General features: G+C 38.2%; 10 protein-coding genes. 6 read left to right on the forward strand and 4 right to left on the reverse strand.

Annotation, left to right across the window (positions count from 1 at the left end; genetic code table 11):
- Position 1 precedes the first annotated feature (1 nt).
- The gene (gene bcsQ, locus L1D22_RS17895) at positions 2-784 is read right to left on the reverse strand and encodes a cellulose biosynthesis protein BcsQ (RefSeq protein WP_239830732.1); all 783 of its coding nucleotides are present in this window, start codon (positions 782-784) and stop codon (positions 2-4) included.
- Entirely contained in the window at positions 781-978 is a 198-nt protein-coding gene (locus L1D22_RS17900) for a hypothetical protein (protein WP_239830733.1), read from the reverse strand. Before L1D22_RS17900 ends, bcsQ begins: the two co-directional genes overlap by 4 nt.
- 478 nt (positions 979-1,456) lie before the next feature.
- On the opposite strand from L1D22_RS17900, the gene bcsE reads away from it, so the two are divergent.
- From bcsE to bcsG, 3 genes are read left to right on the forward strand one after another with little or no spacing between them, the layout of a single operon-like run.
- Positions 1,457-3,040: a cellulose biosynthesis protein BcsE gene (gene bcsE, locus L1D22_RS17905; protein WP_239830734.1), complete on the forward strand. Its 1,584-nt coding sequence runs from the start codon at positions 1,457-1,459 to the stop codon at positions 3,038-3,040.
- Positions 3,037-3,213, forward strand: coding sequence for a hypothetical protein (locus L1D22_RS17910; RefSeq protein ID WP_239830735.1), 177 nt, complete (start codon positions 3,037-3,039; stop codon positions 3,211-3,213). Before bcsE ends, L1D22_RS17910 begins: the two co-directional genes overlap by 4 nt.
- On the forward strand, positions 3,213-4,841 hold the full coding sequence (bcsG, locus tag L1D22_RS17915) for a cellulose biosynthesis protein BcsG (protein ID WP_239830736.1): 1,629 nt from the start codon (positions 3,213-3,215) through the stop codon (positions 4,839-4,841). Before L1D22_RS17910 ends, bcsG begins: the two co-directional genes overlap by 1 nt.
- A gap of 130 nt (positions 4,842-4,971) precedes the next feature.
- On the opposite strand, the gene L1D22_RS17920 is transcribed toward bcsG, so the two are convergent.
- Positions 4,972-5,898, reverse strand: a complete 927-nt coding sequence (locus tag L1D22_RS17920; RefSeq protein ID WP_239830737.1) for a LysR family transcriptional regulator — start codon at positions 5,896-5,898, stop codon at positions 4,972-4,974.
- A gap of 239 nt (positions 5,899-6,137) precedes the next feature.
- A complete protein-coding gene (gltS, locus tag L1D22_RS17925; protein ID WP_239830738.1) occupies positions 6,138-7,352 on the reverse strand; it encodes a sodium/glutamate symporter in 1,215 nt (404 codons plus the stop codon).
- A gap of 1,339 nt (positions 7,353-8,691) precedes the next feature.
- Between gltS and L1D22_RS17930 the strand changes: the two genes are divergently transcribed.
- The 3 genes from L1D22_RS17930 to L1D22_RS17940 are packed head-to-tail and all read left to right on the forward strand — an operon-like array spanning position 8,692 to position 15,892.
- A complete protein-coding gene (locus L1D22_RS17930; protein WP_239830739.1) occupies positions 8,692-8,967 on the forward strand; it encodes a hypothetical protein in 276 nt (91 codons plus the stop codon).
- A gap of 9 nt (positions 8,968-8,976) precedes the next feature.
- A complete protein-coding gene (locus L1D22_RS17935) occupies positions 8,977-15,267 on the forward strand; it encodes a hypothetical protein (protein WP_239830740.1) in 6,291 nt (2,096 codons plus the stop codon).
- The gene (locus L1D22_RS17940; protein WP_239830741.1) at positions 15,221-15,892 is read left to right on the forward strand and encodes a hypothetical protein; all 672 of its coding nucleotides are present in this window, start codon (positions 15,221-15,223) and stop codon (positions 15,890-15,892) included. The genes L1D22_RS17935 and L1D22_RS17940 overlap by 47 nt, the downstream gene beginning before the upstream one ends.
- The last annotated feature ends 11 nt before the right edge of the window (positions 15,893-15,903 follow it).

Here is a 15,903-nt window from a genome sequence, read left to right on the forward strand (position 1 = left end):
GTTAGCCTTGAGAATAATGAGATGAAAACGTTGAAACACACCAAAAAGCCAAGGATTGAAAGTCCTTAGCAGCTTGACTAACCGGAGAGAAATGCTGAACCGTAGTAAGGTTAGCAACACAATCTAGCAGAGCGGTATCACGATGGAGTAATACTGGTACTAATATTGAACCAAATTCTTTCTTTAATACGAGCATGAAATCACGACCGACTTCAGTTTCTGGTTGATAGTGATTAATGACAAGTCGGATCTTATTCTTCTCTAACAAGTCATCAAAGAAAGGATAGTTTTGAATCCAGGACTGAAGCGCACTATAGCTAACGGCATCGGCCGTAACGGTAATAAATACCACATCTATCGCATCAATAGCGCCGTGGGCTGTTAGGTTGGTGAGATCAGATAGCGGTGAGTGGAACAATTGCCACTGTTCACCCTCCTCTTCACTAACATTTAATGTAGTATTTATTAACGAATTCAGGTGTTGAACTCGATTTTGTTCAAACTCATAGTGTTGTTCAAAAGATAACTGCCCGAAAGGAAGAAACATCGCCCCTTGTGGGCTCTGATAACCCGCGTCAAACAGACTTAGTTCACACAGCCTTCTAACTGCCCATCCGTCGTTCTCGTCACACGGAAGACCTAAGTGGAGCCCTAAAAGATTCTCAGGTGAAGTATCTATCGCCAATACCTGTTTATTGATTTTCACTAAAGCCTGTGAAAGGTTTGCAGTTATAGTCGTAGATCCACAACCACCACGTAAACTAGTAAAAAGAAGGCGCTTCATATCGCTTCCGTTTCTATACCTGCCTGCTTCTTACCGACCAAGTGATCAGTATTACGTGCTTGCTTTGATTGAAATATTAACCACTTACTTTTCGCTCGTGTATAAGACTCATTCTCTGTCATTTCAATGTACTGATGTTGAGTTAGATTATATGAAGCGTAGATCGAATTAATGTCTTTTGCTGGTTCAGCCACTAGATCTTTCCAAAATAAAAGCACAAAAACACAGAGGCAAAGACGTTCCTGTCAATTCCTTTAACCTGTATATATTACGCTCATAACAATTTGACGCACGAACCTATGCGCAGGACATGAATAGGGTGTAAACATAAACCGTGGAGTCTTGACTCACACTACTGATAGCTCAATAAATGGTGTCTTCTTAGGTAATAAGGAATTAGCAACACAAAGACAAGTTGTAACTACTTACGAAGTATATATATATTAAAAATCAATAATATGGGCACATTTATTTAAACTTACTATAATTCATCAATATGCCACATAACCATCTGAAAATTTATAATATATCTATTTTAATTTTCGATCAAACTTGATTAAGATATCTGCGTCATTTTATTGTCATGATTCTGTTTTGTAGCTTCAAAAAATAATGCCCTGCGTTATATGCTGCCTATCAACTAGAATTAAACACCTGAACTTAAGGAACTTTATGCACTCGATCCATGGATTACCTGCAACGACCAGTGAAAGAGAGTATGAATCTGTATACGTCAATTTATTCACACACAAAAGACTAGCAATCGATTCCTTATTCCATTTATTAATAAACAAAGACAACACTTCACTTACAATATTCACTGACAAAGATACATTTTTGACAGGACTGACTGAAGAAGCAATATCAAAAATCAATAACTTAGCAAACACATCATTACAACAAATGCATTTTTTTAATAAACATCAGTCAAAAAAAACAATCAATCCCATTTCACTGTCCCTTGATATTCACAAAATCAATATAAAGAGCAATTCGACTTATATTTTATTTATTCATGACACCTTACTCGCTCACTGTGGTGACAATGAAATTAATAAATTTCTATGCAATATACAAAATCTTGCTAATAAAAAGCACTTATCCATCAATTTATGTATTTACGGCAACCTTGCAACGTCAATATTAAAACCGAAATTGCTCACGAATAACCGCTACATCGCAGGGCTTGCAACTATGACACCAATCGATGAGTCTAGTTATAACTACCTTGTTGATTTTTGGTCGAATAAACATGGTGTTAAGTCTGATAGTGAGTATATTCTTTCGGGTTCAAGTAACCTTCAATTAGAGGCTACCTTAAACCAGAGCCTAAGCTCGGCAGACATAATTGAAGATAAAGCGGACAGTGATCGGATCTATTTGAGCAAAGAAGTCTTGGGTGAGGGAGTTGAGGTTCCCAAAAGCGTAAATTTAGCTGATGACAACCAAATGCTATTAAGAATGCTCGATAGTCCGAGGGCTTCTACCGTTATCTTTAGCTGCAACGATCAAAAGGAAGTTAGGCAGTTAGCTATTGACTGCTTTAGGTTACGTTCTAAAGCGGGAAATCAGTTAAAAATAGTTATTCGCGAGACTAAGCAATGCCTGAGATACACAGACGAGAAGTTTCTACTTCGTGCTGGGGTCAATTTGATCTGTCCGGTTCAACTTCCTCATATGCGCTTTATGACCCAAGTTGAGGCAATACAAGGTCAGCTATCCACTCGACCATTGCCGAAGAATATCGAATCTCTCCTCAAATATGACCTAAAGTTCGGGAATAAAGGTTATATGCTAAACGCAGAGTTTAACGATTATTGTGGTGAGTTGATTGCTATGTCATCACGTTCTAGTGTTCGGTTTGCACTAATCAAGCTTAGTTTGTTGCCAGGGATGACTGCTGAAGAGTGCTTGCGTCTATGCCATATCCGTAGAGATGGTGATGTTGTAACTGCATGTAATAATGCCCTCTATGTCCTTTTTAGTGCGATTCGCCACAACGATATCAACGTTGCACTGAGTAACGTCTTCGAGTTCCCTATTCGTGATCTGTTTTATACAGTTCAAACTTATGATACTCAACATGATATCGAAGCCGAGCTGCAAAATATTATAGAAGATCAAACCTTAATCTCACCTGAAGTGTCACAATTGACGACAGAACAAAAGATATTTTCAGAGAAGACTAACCCTATTTCAGACGTAGCTCCCCTATTTGCAATAAAAAAAGTGATCGCTTCAAAGGGAACAGTATGAACATTAATGATTTTTTGCTCACGGCAAGTATCAGCGCCTTAATCGGGGGACTACTCGGTTACTTTCTTCGTGACGCTGTTGAGTTTGGTGTACGTGTTTATCAACGTTACTTCACACGTTCTCAGTATTTCGAACAAGATGTCATTATCACTAAAAATAAGAAGCTAAAATAATGAAACCGCATGTTAAAGATTCCATTCTTTCAAACCTGAGTTTGGGTTGGTGGAACATCTATTTTATCGCAAAAGTGGCTCTTTTTATTCAAGGAACAATTAACTTCCACGCAGTTGAAAACTTCGCTTTATTACTATTTATTTTGCTACCCGTGACACTGAAGCCAATCAACGTAGCTCGTCATCTTATAGCAATAGTGATAGCTGCTTGGTTATTACATTATGACTCTTATCTTCCCCCATTGGATAGGCTTTGGGCGCAAGTAGGGCAACTGGCGCAGTTTGAGATTGGATACCTAATTGAGCTTATGGGCCGATTTGTTTCAGTTGAAGCGATGGTGGGCTTGTTTACTCTATGTGCTGGTTACTACATTCTAAGTAGATTCCTACGCATCTCAGTCTTTGTCGTTATAGCGATGCTTTATGTCAGCCTACCAGACAGTACCGAACCTTCAGTTCAGGTTGTTAGCACTGATGACTTAACACCAAAAAACGAGTCAACCGTACCAACGCAGCCTCAACCTCAAATAACTGAAATAAATGATCAATCCCTGAACAACATGACAGCAAACTTTTTCGAGCAAGAAGCCTCTCGCTCTGTGAAGTTTAGTCAAGGCAGTCAAGCATCAGCCCCCTTTGATTTACTATTTTTGAGCATTTGCTCAGTCGCCTGGGACGACATTGAGATTGCTGGGTTAGCTGATCATCCACTGTTTAAAGAATTCGACATCATGTTCGACAACTTCAGTGCAGGCACATCATACAGTGGCCCTGCTGTTATTCGTCTATTAAGAGCGAGTTGTGGTCAACAAGAGCACAGCCAACTGTTCGCCTCGGCGCCTTCAAACCAATGTTACCTGTTTGACAATCTCAAAAATCTAGGCTTCCAAGAAAACCTATTAATGAATCATAACGGTGTTTTCGACAGCTTCCTTGAACTGATTAAGAAAGACGGTGACATAACAACAGAGCTAATGTCTCAAGATGGATTTAAGCCTTACCAAAAATCATTTGATGGCTCTTCGATATTCCGAGACAAACAAGTCCTAGATAACTGGCTACAACAAAGGCTAAACAGCAGTGATGAAAAAGTCGTAGCGTTATATAACTCGATCTCACTACATGATGGCAATCGAATCATAAATTCCAAGTCCAGTACGTCAATGATCAGTTATAAGAAGCGTTTGAAAAACCTACTTGACGATCTTTATGATTTTTTCAAACAACTTGAAGCATCGAAACGTAATATTGTTGTTGCTTTAGTACCAGAACACGGAGCAGGTATGCGTGGTGATAGAATGCAAATTCAAGGTATGAGAGAAATCCCAGCCCCTGGTATTGTGCATACTCCTGTAGGTATTAAGGTTTTCGGGGAAAATATCAAACGTGAAGGCGAGACGATACATGTCGAAGCACCTTCAAGCTACCTAGCACTATCACAATTAGTGTCCAATATTTTAGAGGAAAATATCTACAATAACACACAGTTTAGCCCAAAGAAGCTAACTCAAAACTTACCAGAAACACGCCTTGTGGCACAAAACTCTGGTTCAACGGTGATTGAGGTAGATGGAAAATATTACGTCACTTTAGACGGTTCTAGTTGGATTGAATACCCAAATAAATAGCCATTAATCAGGCTCTGTCATTGCATAAAGTTGTGGCAATTAAAATCAAGCCAGTGCATCAATCACTGGCTTTTTAATACCTATCATCTATCAGATTGCTTAATCTAAACGTACATCAACTCACTTCAGTCTAAATATTGTGGGCATCGAGGCTTAAGAAAGTGGCGTTTTCGAGCAGGAAATCTAAAAAGGTTTCGGCTTGAAGAGTCAGAGCTCGTCCTTTAAGAGATTGAACTTTCACAGTTGCTTTCGAGAACATGTCTAGCTCAGTCGCAACCACTTCTATCTGTCCCGATTTAATTTCATCAAGCACCGTGAGTTTGGGCATAAAGGTCACGCCTAGCCCTGCCGAAACGAAGTTGGTGAGTGCGGTTACCGAATTGGTTTGAAGTTTTGGCTGCAAGGTAAGATGAGAGTTTTGCTCAGCCTGCTTTACTAGCCTCCCCATACCAGTTGAATTGTCGATCAATGCAATAGACGCATCTTTAATATCTTGCAGAGTCACTGGTGGTTCTTGCATCGTCAATACATGCCCTTTCGGCGCGATAAGCTCTAAAGGATGGCTACGCTCGACGTGTGAATGCAGTTTTGGGTGCGGTGCAGACGCATAAGTGATCGCGAAATCAATCTGTTGGTCTTCCAACATTTTTACGGCATCCAATGCACCCGCAATCTCAATCGATAAATTGACATCAGGGTATCGAGCCATGAAAGTCTGCATCGATTTAGAGACCAAGTTAGTGATAAAACCTTCTCCAATCGCAATGCTAACGTTACCACCCTTGAGGTTTTTCAGCTTGGTTAAACGAGCCAGTACTGCCGTTTCACTGCGAACAATGGAGCGGTAGTAGTTCAACAGTTCGTTACCCGCCTCAGTCAGCAATGATTGACGATTGTTACGTTCCCATACTGTGATTTCTACCTGTACTTCAAGCTGTGTCAGCATCCTACTCATTGCTGCAGGGTCAACGTTCATCATCTTAGATGCCTTACGCAGCGACCCATACTTTGATAACGCATTCAGATACTCAAGCGCACGGAGATTAAAATGATGCATGCAACTTCCTTGTTATTCGACGGACACAAGACAAGCGTCTCATAAATTGGAGGCAAACATGTATTCCAATTTATCGAGATCGTGTGCGTTCTTACCAACTTGTGCGTCGAGTCACCTCAAAACGAAAAGCCTAATAGTTTTAATCTACTCTAGATAAAACAAAGGCGATAACTTTCGTCATAGCCTTTGTAATCATTATCCCGATATTAATATCAAGCAGTTAATAACCAGTCACCTCACTACATACCAACAAAGAAACTGATTACAAGCGCGTTAATCAAATCGACAAAGAAACCACACACTAATGGCACCACAATGAAAGCCTGTGGACTTGCGCCATAACGATGTGTAACCGCAGTCATGTTTACGATCGCAGTAGCAGTTGAGCCTAGGGTGATACCACCAAAGCCAGAACATATCACCACTGAGTCGTAGTTTCTTCCCATCAAGTAATAAACGACAAAGATGGTAAATAACAGCGAAAGCAAGATCTGGATACTCATGACCACCGAGATATAGCCAAACAGCCCATCAAGATCCCAGATGCGTAACCCCATCAATGCCATCGTTAAGAACATACCCAAACAGATGTCAGAGATCATCGCCAAGCCTTTGCGGCCTTGAGCTATTTTCTCTTGCGTGCGGCGCTTCTTAAACAGCGCACGACCAATATTGCCGATCAGGATACCGGCGATTAAGCAGCTTACGAATAACGGAAGTTTTAAGCCCATTGAATCAATAACTTCACTCAGGCTGTAACCAAGCATCAGAGTGAGGTTTAAAATCAGCCATGCCCACAGAACGCCGTAGTGGCTTAGCTCTGTTTTTGTCTCACTCTCTTGATATGCACCAACCGTCACCTCTTCTTCATTAGATGGGCTGACTTTGTGTTTATTGAGAAGGTAATTTGCAATCGGACCACCAATGACACACGCCGCAATCAGACCTACCGTGTTGGAAGCCACACCAAGTTCTAGCGCGTTAGCAATACCAAACTCTTCAACGAACATTGGTGCCCACGCTAACGTAGTACCAACACCGCCAATCAGACTCACTGAACCCGAGAGCAAACCTGCTTTCGCATCCATTCCAAAGCCTGACGCGACAGCCATCCCGACCACGTTTTGCAACACGATAAAAACAGCAGCAAGACATAGCAGTATAAACAGCGGTCGCCCACCTTTTATCAGCGTTTTAATATCCGCTTGAAGTCCGATGCCAGCAAAAAAGTAAAGAAGCAAAAAGTCTCTGACATCTAGGCTAAAAGTAATCTGAATTTCAAACAGATAGTAAAGCGCTGCTACGGTTGCAGCACAAACGAAGCCGCCAATAACCGGCTCTGGTAGTGAGTACTTCCTTAATACTTCCGACCGCTCGATCAGACCTTTACCGATAAACAGCAAAGAGATCGCGATGGTAAAGGAGAGCATTGGAGAAACGAGGGTTTCTGTCATGAGGTAATAAATTCCTAGTGGTAAGATTATTCATAATGTTGCTTACCCTTAATAATCAAGATCTAGACCAAAAAATCAAGCATTTATCAGTGACAAAAACGGCTAATATGGATCAATTTACGTCAGTATAAATAGAGGAAATAACTATCAAGAAATGATTAAAGAAAGTCATATTAGGGACGTATGAAGATAGTGCGGAATATAGGAGCTCTGAAACGAGAAAACCCCAGCATTTCTGCTAGGGTTTTGAATAGTGGTGGGCAGATTGGGACGAGTATGGGCACTGGAAAATCAATGTATTACGTAATTACTAACCAGATGGGAACCAGGAAAATAGAATAGAGCTGTTATCTCTAACATAAAAAGCTTAATCTAGGGTCGTATCATATACGGCTCTAGCAGCCTAATTAAATATTTAGCATTAAATAGGAATGTCAAGATAACTGGCATTCATTTGCCTTAATTATATTACTCATACTTCGTCTCACACATGCGCTAGTTAGTCATGACAAAGTCGCTTGGTAATTAAGATGCGACAAAATCGCTCGGTGATCACACATTGCCGAGATCTCCGTCAGCACTTCCTTGGACAGAAGTGAGTTCCGAACAATTGAGTATTGATCATGTCATATCAAGTTGGAAACTGCGATACACGAGCACTGTGGATAAATCATTTAATTGGTTAACGATTGAGTGAATTTGGTTAAATCCAAAAGGTAAAAAAAGCGCCACCCCTACAAGGTTCGCTTTTTGCATTGTGACTAAGCTCAGACAACGATCCTACTGCTACGCCATAATATTACCACCCAACTATTCGAGCATTTACGCCCACATGCCAGATAATCAGATTGAGGCATGTTAGCCATATAGCTAACATTTACTTGAAAGTGCGAAAAGGTAGCTATATGGCTAACACCTGACTAAGAGTCAATCATATGTACAAACTGTAATCTCAAGCCTAGTTAACCAACTTCCATGTTTGAAGTAAGTTTTCGAAGCTACATCTTTCCAAGAGTCGGTTAACCAAACTTGATTAATAATCCTCGATTACGAAGCAATAACTATCTGTTGAGCATCAACTTAGAGATCACACATCAACTTAAAGGTCGACTAGCTAAAAAATGGACAAAAACGAGCGAGCTCAAACTTCTCTTCATAACGGAAACGAATATAGATGAAGTAAGAATAGGCTTGTATAATAATATCGAAGTGTTTTAAAATTGAGTTTAACTGCGTAGCCATCAAGTTAATCAGTTTTCTGAATAGTTTGAAGTCCAATATAAATTGGCAAGCTATATAGCTATGTTTTCAATAAAATATCAAATAAAGGATTTAAATTGTGGAAAAGTTAATAGCGTTTTTAGCTCAGAACCCAATCCTCACAATTTTAGCTGTGGTTGTTGCATTATTTATTTTAATACGTACCTCAACAAAAACACTTTCTTCAAATCGAGGAGTTAGCGCTGGTAGAGATATCAATGCTCCGATAATGACTGGTGATATAAACTCCAATCAAACCAGCGCATTAGGAGTACTTGCCAATATTGCCACGATTATTGCTGTTTTGGTTAGTATTGCTACTTTATATGTTTCTTACTTAGCTTTATTAAAATAGGCCCAAGAGATGTTTAAGCAAATACACAGTTTAATTAATAAAGTAGTTGCTAATAATCGTGCTGTCGCAGCGGGGAGAGATATTAACGCCCCCATACTTACTGGCGATATAAAAGATTCAGAAATTAACATTGATCAAAAGTCATTCGCACAAGCATCATTTTTAGCGCAAGCTAGTACCTTTGATAGCTATAAAAATAAAATTCCATTACTTTGGGCAACGCACAAATGCTTAGAATTACTTTCGCCTTATAAACAACCTCAAGAAAGTTTAAAAATAAAGGTTATTGAAAGTAAGAATAGCGTTAACGTAGTTGTTTTGAATGATGAAGCGAAAAATATAAGCTTACTTCACTTTAAAACAACTAGTGGTGATATTGATAAAAACGACCTAAAATCTATTATTTCAATATTATCAAAAGAGTCAAAACCAGATTTATCTTTCCAAATTATATCTAATAAAGAGCTCTCAAAACCGGTTAATGATTTTTACTCAAAGGCTGCTTCTGGAAAATTCACAACAAGGTTTTTTAATAAAGAAAAAGACTCATTTACTAATTTTAAAGTTGCTACTCTCAGTAATATTTTTCCTAGATCGACTGTGGAAACTTTAAACAAACAAAGCTATGCAACACCGCATATTAATCCCGATAATATAGAATATGTAAGTGAGCTAACTAAGGCTTTAGCTGTATACCTAATATCACAGGGATCATTAAGTGAATACGTAACGATAAAGCGCCATGATTTAGAAGTGAGATTTGGTGCAGAGCACTATAATGACATATTCCCATCACCTCCAAAATTTGAAGCCTCCATACCAAGTAACCTGAGAAACCACCAAGAGTCAATTTTACAATCAATACTAACCGAAAACAAAAACTCGATAATTCATGCTCGTGGCGGAGTTGGTAAAACAGTAATGGCTAGGCTAGCCAATACAATAATCCCCTCTCATTCTCACTCAATTGTTTACGATTGCTTCGGTGATGGCCTTTATCGTTCCATTAACAGCCCAAGACACTCTTTTGATAAAGTATTAGTTCAAATCGCTAATGAATTAGCAATTAATGGTCTATGCGAACCTTTAGTTGCAAACGGAAAAAACAAAGATCGATTAATGCAAGATTTTATTTCTTGCATAGAATCCTCAGTGAAATGCTTAAAAAGAGCAAATACACAGGCACATCTATATGTTTTTATAGATGCCGCAGACAATGCGGTCATGGCTGCTAAAGAAAAAGCTGAAAATTCAATTGTTACTCAGTTACTAAATGATTTAATGATCGATGGCTGCACTGTTATTGCGTTGTGCAGAACCGAGCGAATTGGATTGCTAGAGCCCAGAAACGAAATTGTTCAATTTGAATTAAGAGAGTTTTCTGAAAGTGAATCATTCGCTCATTTAAAACATTATTATTCGGATGCAACAGAAGAGCATGCCAAAGAATTTCATCGTTTATCGGGAGGTAATCCTCGTGTTCAAGCATACGCTATAGAAGAGTTTCCTGTATCTTTGAATGATATGCTACAAAATTTAGGACCAACTCTAACCACTGTAGACGCTCAAATAGAGGTTCAGCTAAATAATGCAATTGAAAGACTAAAAAATAAAAATACCGCTACAGAAGGCTTAAAAATCGATCTGATTTGTAAAGCTTTAGCTAGTTTACCTCCATTTATTCCCATAGACGTTATATCAAAACTATCTAATCTTTCTGAAGACGAAATTGCAAGCTTCATAAGTGATTTTGGTCGTGGTTTAATATTAATCGATAAGTGTATTCAGTTTAGAGACGAACCAACTGAAACATGGTTTAGGAAACAGTTTGCTTCTACATCTGATCAAGCTAAAGAGTTTGTAGAAAATATTCAAGAAATAGCAAATTCAAACAGCTACGTATCTGAATGTTTACCCTACCTAATGTTGGCAGGGGGAAATCACGAGGACTTAATAGAGTTAGCACTTTCAGAAGAATTCTTGCCTAAAGGCAATCCAGTGGATGCTAGAAGCATCAGTACATCGCGACTAAATGCTGCATTGAAATCAGCCATAAAACTGGAAGATTATTTTTCATTTATTAAGTTAGCATTGAGAACTGGAGAAGAGTTCGCTGGTGACCAAAGGCAAATAGAATTATTAAATCAAAATGTAACCTTAATTGGTATGGTTCAATCGCCAACCGAAATCCAAAAATTAGCGTTTCAAGGACGATTATCTGGCGGGTGGAAGGGGTCTGAAAATCTTTACAAGTCTGCATTGCTATCGTTGCATGGGGAGTTTAAAGGCGAAGCACTCAGTTATCTAAGAGCAGCAGAAAACTGGTTAAATACCTACTTAAAATCAACAGCAAAAGATAAACAAAATAGGCATAATGAAAATCTTTCTGCTGAAGATGTTGCCTTGCTTTTTACAGCCTACTTAAACCTACTTGGTCCAGAGAAAGCAATTAATCGAATATTAAGTTTTGCTCCTACACAAGCTGTTCAAAACGCTATAAGTATATTTGCAGAGAGTTTACTCGACACATCTAGATTTGAAGATTTACAACAACTCGCCCTTTTTTCTAAAGAATACAGTTATTTATGTATTAACTTTATAAACCTATTATTTTTAACGCAACATTCTGTAGATGAAGAAATTGTTTTAAGTTGTTTAAAAAATATAGATAGCCCATCAAATAAGCGAAATAAAAAAGCTAATGAAATTATTCCAACTCAAGAATTACTAGTATTTATCGAGTATTGTTTTGCTATTGGGCACAATGGCACTAAACTAAATCAGCTACTGCTTCGTTATGTACAATTAGAGCCCAAAACTTGGTACGCAAACCCGTCTTATTATCAGAATGATGGTCTAGTAAAGTTTATTGAAACAGTAGCGCTATTGGAAGAGTTGGCTGATGAATCCCTCCAAGAGAATCAAGTGTTCCCTGTTGAGTTTTTAGCCGATGACTTGAACTACGAGCAAAGCAAAGAAAAAGAAAAATATAAGAAAATATTGTCTGCCATGCTGCCAGCACAACGTTTCCTTATACGCTCTAGAGCTAATCGTGTAGAAAACTTCGAATCAGAATATAACGAAGTATTTGATGGAATTAGAAAGTACCTACCTCAAGCATATGAGCGCAAGAATTTTATCCCAGATTTTGTCAAAGATCGAAAACAGAAAAGCATATTTTGGGCCAGTGACATAGAAAGACCATTACAAACACAATTACTAACAAACATTATTGACGATGCACCTTATAGTTGTTTGCTCAACGGCCTGCATTATAGTTGTAGAGTAAAAAGTCTTAATTACTTAGCTGAGTTTTACGAAACTGCATTAATCAATACCACAAATAATAAAAATGAAAGCCCTGAAAGCATTTCAGAATCCTATATAGATATCGCCAATGCAACTTGTTCATTAGCACCTAAACTATCTGCAAAATATTTCAACAAAGCTATAGAAGCAGCATCTAAATTTGGGAATGAAGCTCTACATAGACACTTTGCGATTTTGAGTTTGGCAGAGAAAAGTGCTGAAAGTGACTGCTCTCCTGAATTGACATACAGATTTGCTCGAAGTACAGAAACCTTCTATGAGTACATATATGACCATTTCCCGCTAGAACGTACAGTGAGAGCTATTCATGATATGGATGCACCTTCATCATTTGCAATAATGGCTAGATGGTTAGACAGAGAAGTCACCTACTGGGGACCTTTTCAAGATACTGTACTAGAGCAATCCATATCAGCTAATACACTGAACTGCCAAGAAGCATGGGCAGCTCAGGGATTAATTGATAACGCTAGTTATTCAGAATTTTTTAGTCGATGTATTAAAAAATCTGAATCCCCAGAACTACGAGGAGTTATTTTTAATGATGCTGTTCAGCAAGCTTTAATTAAAGAATTGTCAAAATCAGCACTATCACTCATAAAAAGTACTGGTGCTGAATTTTCTCTATCCTCCCAAGCTCTTGATGACGCTATAATACATTTTAATGAACATGCTCTAGAACATACACCTACCCACACCGCTCATGTCACTGATAAGATGTACAAGCCCGTAGATTGGGATTCAATATTCAAATCGAATAACAGCTTTATAAGCTCAGAATCTATTGAAGCATCATTAGCAAGTTTTAAAGCCCTTAAAGATAAGAGTTTTGATGAATGTTTCTGGAGTCAACTATATGATAGAGCTTCTATAATTTCAGCAGCAGACGTTCTTGATGCAATATTAAAATGCAAGTTTTCTTCCAGTTTCGAATTATTAAATGCTTTGGAAAATACACCTAAAGAGTGGTTTGAAAGAGAGGGAGTGAAAGAGGTATGGATAAAAGGCTTTGATATTTACGTACAATTAAACGCAAGTACCGTCTCAAACCCATGGTGGCCTGAGAACTGGACTTCAAGATTTAAATTAGAAACAGATTTTTCAAAACTTAGGCTCCCTGGTGTAATAAAAGCATTAGAAAATAAAAGTGACTTTGATGATGCTGAATTTATTTTCTCTGTTATCACAGTACTATCACAACAACTAACTCCTGACGAAGCAAAAGAAGCTCTAAGTTACTCTTTAGACAGAGTGGAACTGCACATTGATGAAAATGATGCTGATGGAGATTGGTCAGAAGATCTGATCCCAACGGAAAGTAATACCGAAGCCTATGCATCTTTTATTTGGTCAATATTAGCCAACCCCACATCAAAAATTAGATGGGAGGCAGTCCACATCATTTACCGCCTTGTAGAACTTAACTGCGATGAGATCATTGACTCAATGTTCGCTTTATTCGATAGAGATGAAATAGGAGCCTATGGCTCAAAACGTTACCCATTTTATAAGTTTCATGCTCAATTATATTTTATGATTGCTATCTACAGAGGTGCCCAATCAAATGTTCAACCTTTGTTTAAACATAGTGCATTCTTTCTCAACCAAGCGCTAAATGCAGACCATATTTTATTAGAGCATTATGCAGGGAGGATATCTCAATGCTTATTACAACAAAGGAAAGATATTTATACCTCTAATGAAAAAGAAAAATTAGATACGGTAGGCGTTAGTACATTTTATAAGAATATTCATAATAAAACTAATGAATTTGAAACAGCTAATATTTCTGATATTGATAAAGAGTTACCCGAATTATCATTTTTTCTAGACTTCCAAGAATACTGGCTAAAGCCACTAGCAAATGTGTTTAATGTATCTGTTAAAGAATTAAAACGGACTGCGATAAACATAGTAGTTAACGAGTGGGGAGTTACTCTAGACGAAAGGTTTATTAAAGATCCACGACCTCATAGTCATAAAGAAACTCATGCAAGACACAGCTCTATACCGTCGACTCAGCCATATGATTTTTACTTGGGGTATCACGTCATTTTCACAATGGCATCAAGGTTACTCAAAAACCACCCTGTAGTTGAAGGTAAGTATGATTGGGAAGATGATCTTTGGGCTGACTGGATTTCTGGTAACCTTTTATCGATGGATAATGGCTATCTTTTGGCAGACCTCAGAGATCCTGCACCTTTAGTAAGAAGGGAGTGGCTGAGCAAAAAAGCTACTGACTCATGGAGATGGGAAATTGAATATAGTGACTTTCTCGAAGGACTACTATTAAGTAAAAATGGTAGAACATTTATATGTGTTACAGGTTCTTGGTCTGACAATGATGGTCGCGGCAACAACGAAACCTACATTGTCTCCAGCGCACTAGTATCCGATAACAATTCAGCCTCATTGTTAAAAGCTCTAGTTTCATGCAGAAATCCTCACGATTACAAATTACCTTCCTATAACGAGGAACATCTCGAATTAGATGATTCTGGTTTCAAATTGAAAGGCTGGTTGCTTGAACCTGACGAGTATAAAAAACTGGATGAAATAGATCCTTACGCTGGGGAGCTAAAGTTTCCAATACGAAGAATCAGTAAAGAATACGAAGAGTTACTCAATTTGAATTATTCCTTACTCACAAGAACATACTTGGATGATAAGGGAAGTTTTCAAGGGTTCTCTCAAACATGGACCGATACACGCAGTAATGACCGTTATAGTGACAACATAATTCGCGATGGTAATAGGCTTTATCTGTCTTTAGATATATTAAAGCATTTATGCGTTAAAACTAAATTATCACTAATTTTGGAAGTATCAATTAACCGCCAAAGCTCAACTCACGATAAGGATACACCAGACGATGTCAAATACCCGGGACCATATTGCAACTTGTATACTCTCTCAAAAGATGGAGTCATCAGAGATTACCAATCAAGAAGTTATCAACTTAGGTAAAGCTATCATCACTGAGCTAGGTATGATAGTTGACTGTAATACTCCAGCCCGCTGGTTGGTACATTATATTGCTGAAAATATTCACAAGTCAGAAAACTGTCGAGGTGAAGAAAAAGAGACCGCTGAAAGGCAATGTGTAGATGCAATTTTTAAGCTTTGGCATCATCGCTCTGAGCTACCTAGAGGTATTAACCCATTTAGCGAATTCGATTCTGTATTCAGAGGTCTTTCAAGGCTAGATAACTCATCTCAGAAACCATACTTCAATGAATTTTCACAATTTGATCATCAGATAGCTCCTGAAGAAGCAGCTGAATGCAAACAATGGGTTGATATAGCCATATCTATCGATAAAGCAGCAAAAGAGTTAGTTTCAGAGAGCTTTAACTCGGCTGCTGCTTTAGCTACTACAGAGAGGTCTAGGAAGATACTAAAGCTAGCGCCTGAAGACTCAGGTGAAGATATTCGGATAATGCTCAGCTTTCTTTCGGGTGAAGAAGCTAATTCAAAAGAAAATGAAATAAAAGCGATTGAATCAAAAATAGAAAAAATTGAAGCCCTCAAATCTATTTGCGATATGTTTATAGAAAAATATCAAAACGAAATTGCTGTCATTAACAAATAAGGTAATTACGT

Source organism: Vibrio sp. Isolate34, from assembly GCF_022397915.1.
Classification (GTDB): domain Bacteria; phylum Pseudomonadota; class Gammaproteobacteria; order Enterobacterales; family Vibrionaceae; genus Vibrio.

Excerpts from the sequence above, each read along its gene's own strand:
- bcsQ (WP_239830732.1), bottom strand. The coding sequence starts at position 784 with ATGAAGCGCCTTCTTTTTACTAGTTTACGTGGTGGTTGTGGATCTACG.
- bcsE (WP_239830734.1), top strand. The coding sequence starts at position 1,457 with ATGCACTCGATCCATGGATTACCTGCAACGACCAGTGAAAGAGAGTAT.
- L1D22_RS17910 (WP_239830735.1), top strand. The coding sequence starts at position 3,037 with ATGAACATTAATGATTTTTTGCTCACGGCAAGTATCAGCGCCTTAATC.
- bcsG (WP_239830736.1), top strand. The coding sequence starts at position 3,213 with ATGAAACCGCATGTTAAAGATTCCATTCTTTCAAACCTGAGTTTGGGT.
- L1D22_RS17920 (WP_239830737.1), bottom strand. The coding sequence starts at position 5,898 with ATGCATCATTTTAATCTCCGTGCGCTTGAGTATCTGAATGCGTTATCA.
- gltS (WP_239830738.1), bottom strand. The coding sequence starts at position 7,352 with ATGACAGAAACCCTCGTTTCTCCAATGCTCTCCTTTACCATCGCGATC.
- L1D22_RS17935 (WP_239830740.1), top strand. The coding sequence starts at position 8,977 with ATGTTTAAGCAAATACACAGTTTAATTAATAAAGTAGTTGCTAATAAT.
- L1D22_RS17940 (WP_239830741.1), top strand. The coding sequence starts at position 15,221 with ATGGAGTCATCAGAGATTACCAATCAAGAAGTTATCAACTTAGGTAAA.